Raw genomic sequence first — 5,868 nt, 5'->3', positions numbered from 1 at the left:
GCGTTAAGCAATCACAGCAGCGCCGTTTATACCACTGCTTACGCGATGCTATTTTGCGCGGGCAACTTAAAGCGGGTACGCAATTACCGGGCAGCCGCTCGTTAGCGGCGGAGCTTAAGATTTCACGCAATACCGTGCTCTATGCCTACGAACAATTAGTCACAGAGGGACTGTTATTATCGACCGGACACAGTACGGTAGTTGCATCAAATCTTTCAACCTTGGTCCGCTCTCCAGTGGATGCACATGTTGCCAAACCACAACAACTTTCTGCGCGCGCGCAGTTAACGCCTTGGCCCGCTGATCCGCATGGTGCATTTACCGCATTTATGTCAGGTGTGCCAGCGCTAGCGCATTTTCCAATTGCCATCTGGCGTCGTTGTTTGGAACGTGTGTGGCGGGAAATCAATTTTCAACAACTCGATTATGCGAATGCCGCAGGCGAACCAATATTGCGTGCGGCCATTGCTGAACATCTCACCAGCACGCGCGGAGTAATTTGTAGCGCGGAGCAAATTTTTATTACTGACGGTACACAACAGAGTCTGGGTATTTGCGCGCATGCATTGGCAAGTGCGGGCGATACCGTCTGGATTGAAAATCCCGGTTACGGTGGTGCATTTCAATCATTAAAAGCAGCAGAACTGAATGTGCGCGGCATCGCGGTAGATGTAGACGGCATTTCGCCGACTAAAGAAGAGTGGGAAATATTCACGCCCAAATTAATTTATACAACACCATCGCATCAGTTTCCGCTCGGCAGTGTGATGAGTATTGATCGTCGGATCACACTAATTGAGTCAGCTAAAAAACACGGCTCGCTAATTATTGAAGATGATTACGATAGCGAATTCCGTCGCGATGGTCCGCCGTTGCCAGCAATGCAGGGGCTAGTCGCTGATGCACCGGTAATCTACCTCGGCACCTTTAGTAAAACAGTATTTCCCGCATTGCGTATTGGTTATATGGTGGTGCCAAAAGGGTTGGTGGAACCTTTTGCTGGCATGTTGAAGCTGGGGCATTTGCGCGGGCGCAGTGCCGATCAACTTGCACTCGCCGAATTTCTTCGCGCGGGTCATTTTGCCAATCACCTGAAAAAAATGCGCCGTTTATATGCAGCGCGACGCGATGCTTTGGTCGCGGCGATTAATAAACATCTCAGTCATGTTGCGATAATGTACGGCGGCTCATCCGGTATTCATTTAACAATAGCACTGCCCGAAGCACTCAATGATGTGAGCATCAGTAGGGCCGCATTAGTTCAGGGTGTGTATACCCAACCGCTGAGCAAGTTGGCGACGGGTAGTGTTTTGTGTAATGGCTTAATGTTGGGTTATGCCCAAGTGCCAGAAGCGGAGATGGACAACTATATTCAGTTGTTGGCTAATGTGATTGGTGGATATTTATCAGTGTGAGTTTCATGGCTTGTTAAAAACGAGCGCAACCGCTGCGCTCGTTTTTTTGTGCAGGCAATTAACAATAACTAAAGAGCTGCTTTTTCAGTAGTGTTTATGCCTGATTGTGGTGATAGGTTGCGTTTGATAAGTTCCCAATCAACTTTACGGCTCGCGGGCGCTAAATCCTGTTGGTTGATGGGGGGTAATTCCTTTTGTGTTTCCGCTTGCGGTAATGACTCTGCATAGACTAAGGCTTCTGCAAAGTTCATTTTTGCAATAGTGCGATATTCAGCGAGCACTACTTTTAAATCGCTTTGCAATTCGCGGCTGCCTTTTTGCTCGATTAGCCGGAATAAATAGCTAATCGATTTATCAATGGTAGGGCTAATCAATGGCTCATTGCTTGCTGCAATTTTTTCAAGTTGAGCATGATTTTTCGCTGCTGCACCTAAACTGGAAAAATGTCGCACTATCTGTGCCGCATGCGAGCGCCCATTTTTATCGCCAATCAAGAGTGTAGCTAGCTCGGGACTATGGCGATAATAAAGTTGCATAAGTTGACGGCCTTTCGCCAAGGGTTTTAGCGCCTGGTCGCGAAAATTGCGCAAATCGGTGATGACGACGGGATAATCTTTAAACTCCGCAGCCGCCACCTTTGACGCCACACAGCTAATATCGATAGGTGCTGATATAGACATCCAGTTGTAGCGCAGTATTTCGTTGGCATCTGTCCAGGTTGCACCGCTGAGTTCACCAGAAAGGGATGTCCAATACTGCAACATATTATTGTGGCCGGAATCCCACATGGTTTGATTGTAAATAGTTTCCAGTGACACACGGTTAGGTGTGTTGTCATCACTTAAACTATTGCGTCCACGGTCTTCACTGCCACCATTGTTATCGTTGTTGGAATCCATCAGATCCAGTAGCGCTGCGGCAACCCTTGCCTCCTGTTTTTCCCCCAGGCGATTTGTACCGGAATACAATTCTAATGCCTGGCCGCCAGCATCATTTTGATTGGTGCAGCTGGGCCACTCCCCCGCACCTTCAGTAGTGCCTTCATCCCAATTGTATTGGCCGTCATTGCACAGGCTTAACATAAATGCGCTTGCCCAACCTTCACTCCATGACAGCCGCTCATCTTGTACTGCATCGCCAAAGTTGTGTGCGCCGCCAGGGCTGGGGTCACCACCGGGATAGGCGGCATCCATTAAAAAATGGCCGTATTCGTGAATGGCGATATCAGGAGCACGGTTAGTGGACGCTGACAAGTTTATCTGGCCGTTATAAAAATCTCCTGAGCTTGGATAATCAACTTCAACGAAACCCGGATCGCGACCACCGACACTGGTTATATGTTGCCAGGCGCGATCCATAAACGAAAATATTTGTGCCGCCTCCATATCATCGCTGGGTGTCAGGGTTCCGAAATTGACGACGGTACCTTCATTTAAATCGTTGCGCACGCTGGATGCCCACTCATAATCGCCGCCATCGTGTACCCGCCAGCGGGTATTGCGCAATTTTAATTTGATGTAAAGGTCACGGCCGTTTTGCAACCAGCCATCATCATTATTGACACTGATGCTGTATTCACCATTACCATTAGTGGCGACCGATTCGAGGAATTCATCGCCAAAGGTGTCGTCGTCGTACAGATAAATACCCGCATTGACCAGTGGTTTTACGGAGCCATCAAAATCCGTAAATACAATTCGCCCGTTGACTGTTACCGGATCGCGGTTGCGCCAGGCGGTTTGGCTCGAATCAATAACGTGTTTTGCATCTTGCCCCAGCTCTTTATCAGCCCGGGCCAACAATACTGCGCGATTTTTATCGGTAACTATACGCGCCAGAGTAGTGTTATCCACACTGTTCAAACTGCCGGAAAATGCGCGTACCGATTTCATTTTAGTAAAATCTTCAGAGCGTTTTTTCTGCCGTATTTCCCGCCATTGTTTCTGGGTGAATAGCCTGGCTTGTTTTTTTTCAGAGACTTCCTGATAAAAAATAACCCGGTCATAGACCACACCTTTAGCATCACCAATTTCCAGCTCTATTTTGTAAATTCCCGCTTGGCTGAATGTTGGCACTATTGTATTGACAACCGTATCTTTAACTCGCTGCTTTTCATTGGCAATTTTCGTACGCGTTACTTCACCAATTTTTTTTGCAGGAAGAGTGGTTGTATCGCTTATGTTAATGACCACTTCATTGATGCGTGCATCATTCACAGTCACGCGAATGGGTACAGTGAAGCTACCTTTTGCGGCTTTGAGCGAGGTAATTTTTTCGATCGACTCGGGTACGGCGGCAACAGGACGGTCAGGTGGTGTTGCAAATGCCGGTGTTGCAAGTAGCGATGACAAGAGCAGTAGCGACACTGCCAATGATGGCAGCACCACTGATGAAATCACCAGAGTCGACACCATGGGTGATGAAAGCAACTCGAGCAACTTGCCGGTTATTTCTTTTAACGATTTCATAGCGTCTCTCCTTAAAGTGAATCGATACCCATAAAATTTCGTTGTGCAACTTACCAAATTATTTAGCTATTCTTTTTCCTTGAATGGCTTTTGCTATAGCTGTTGTTTGTTTCAGCGCGCGTTGCAAATAATCGCCAATGGCTTGTTCGGCGTTATCAATCGCTTCTGCAATTACCGTATCAACCAATTTTGGTTGTGCCCGCTTAAACATGGTCGCCAGTTTTGTTTCATCCTCAGGCAATTTGTGTGCGAGCTGATTGACAATAGAACCTAAAATAACGCGGCGAATGTTTTGCAGGGGTAGCAGCGAGGGGTCGGCTTCTTTGGTGTTGTCGCCTGTGAGTGCCAGCTCCTGCTGCGCTTTGACTAATTGCGCCAGCGCTGGATTTGCATCACTGCTGGCGACAAGGTCATCCACAATTTCTGCCACAGCGCCAAACCCCCACTGCCGCGTAATTACCTCTTCTGCTACCAAGCCAATTTTCAGGAGCGGGTCCCAAGGGCAGGGGTGGGGCAGGGGCAGGCGCAACTCGGCAATTTCTAAATCGAAACGGGTGAGGGCTACTTGTAAAAATGGCCAGCAGGAGCGACGGTTTTTGGGTGCAAGCCAGCGCACAGTATTTAAATAGTAGCGTTGGATTTTTAAATATTCCGGGGTCGGATTTCCCGCAACATACAAGCCGCTACGACCAGAGCCCGAACCATTGAGATTCACGTTCACAAAATGGTGCCAGGTTGCATCGCATACAATTCTGCCCACATTGGCGGCGTCGCCATCGTAAGCAGAAATAGCACCAAAGGAGCGCGGCTTCACTGGCGGTTTGGTGCCCGATGCGGTAGGTGCACCGCTCGCTACAAATCGCCCGGCGGAAATAGAAACGGCAACCACCTGCGGTGCAATGCGCACCCCACTTGCCGCCGGCCATTCTTCTACGCCTGCAAAATTACCGGCTACAGGTACGGGCTCAAGGCATTCACTTTCATGGGGGTGGTCGGGTAGGTAATCGACCCCGCCTGATTCATGGCGCAGTACCGGGTGCACATTCCAGCTTGATGCAATATCGGCAGGGCCACCGTTGGAAAAAAATACCGGGAAGATTCGCTGTGGAATTGCGTCGCCCTGATCTTCAAATTGTTTGATGCCATCGCTGCCGGATTCCAGCACGGTATCGTGCCGATTAACGGTTGCCATGGGTACCGTCGCCCAATTGCGCATCCTGCGTACGCGAGGCAAATTGGCGCCCATGCCAGCCCCCAAGGTTTCATGATCACCTGTAGCAAACACGCCGCCACCGGCTTGCATAAATTGTGCAATGGTTGTTTGTTCCGGTGCACTAATTGCTGTTGCACTAAAACCAAAGAGCCACAGTTGGTCGTAGTTGGTGCGATTCACCGGAGTAGCAGCGGTTGCAAAATTAAAATTACCGGCAATGGTGGCTGCAACCCCTCCGCCTGTACGATGTGCTGTTGCCACCGTATGGCCAGCGCTTTTGACAATACCGACAAATTCGGAAAGGCCAAAGCCCGCAGTACCAAAACTCAGGCTGCCGTCGGCAACCATAAGAATGTTTTGTTTGCAGGGAATTTTAAAGAGGATTTCAGCGAATTGATTACCGGCAAATTTGAGTTCGAAGTTCAACATAAAAAATCTCCTTTTGATTGAATCGCGAAAACACAACGAGCCATATCGTTATGTCCCGGAGTTCCCGAGATTTTCAGGTTACTCTTGCGGATAAATATTCGTTGTGAGGAAAGAGCCTTGTGCTTTGTGAAATATTCACACATCGCACTTGCGCGCGCGTGTTGCTGCTACACATGTGGATCACAATTTTGATGTTGAATTTACAGTGGTCGCTAATTTTGTTGTAGGCTTAGGCATACTAAAAATAATGCTCTACATATAATTAGAGCGCGCGTTAAAAACTCTCTCCAATTGCATCAACCCTTTGATATCGCTTGTTAATTTTTTGGCAGCAAAAAATAGC

The 5,868-nt window shown here is 48.4% G+C and carries 3 protein-coding genes; 1 reads left to right on the top strand and 2 read right to left on the bottom strand.

Annotated features, from left to right (window positions below; translation table 11 throughout):
- The coding region (gene pdxR / locus ACWA6V_RS15805; RefSeq protein ID WP_449523390.1) for a MocR-like pyridoxine biosynthesis transcription factor PdxR at nt 1-1,415 on the top strand (1,415 nt) is incomplete at its 5' end.
- Nucleotides 1,416-1,483: 68 nt separating this feature from the next.
- Here the strand turns inward: pdxR and ACWA6V_RS15800 are convergent.
- A complete protein-coding gene (locus ACWA6V_RS15800; RefSeq protein ID WP_449523389.1) occupies nt 1,484-3,883 on the bottom strand; it encodes a hypothetical protein in 2,400 nt (799 codons plus the stop codon).
- 58 nt (nt 3,884-3,941) lie between these two features.
- Nucleotides 3,942-5,525 (bottom strand): hypothetical protein, encoded by a 1,584-nt coding sequence (locus tag ACWA6V_RS15795; protein WP_449523388.1) that lies wholly within the window; start codon nt 5,523-5,525, stop codon nt 3,942-3,944.
- Nucleotides 5,526-5,868: the final 343 nt, after the last annotated feature.

The sequence above is a fragment of the Cellvibrio sp. genome (genome assembly GCF_053579595.1).
This window is presented reverse-complemented; position numbering and strand designations above follow the sequence as displayed.

Excerpts from the sequence above, each read along its gene's own strand:
- ACWA6V_RS15795 (WP_449523388.1), bottom strand. The coding sequence starts at position 5,525 with ATGTTGAACTTCGAACTCAAATTTGCCGGTAATCAATTCGCTGAAATC.
- ACWA6V_RS15800 (WP_449523389.1), bottom strand. The coding sequence starts at position 3,883 with ATGAAATCGTTAAAAGAAATAACCGGCAAGTTGCTCGAGTTGCTTTCA.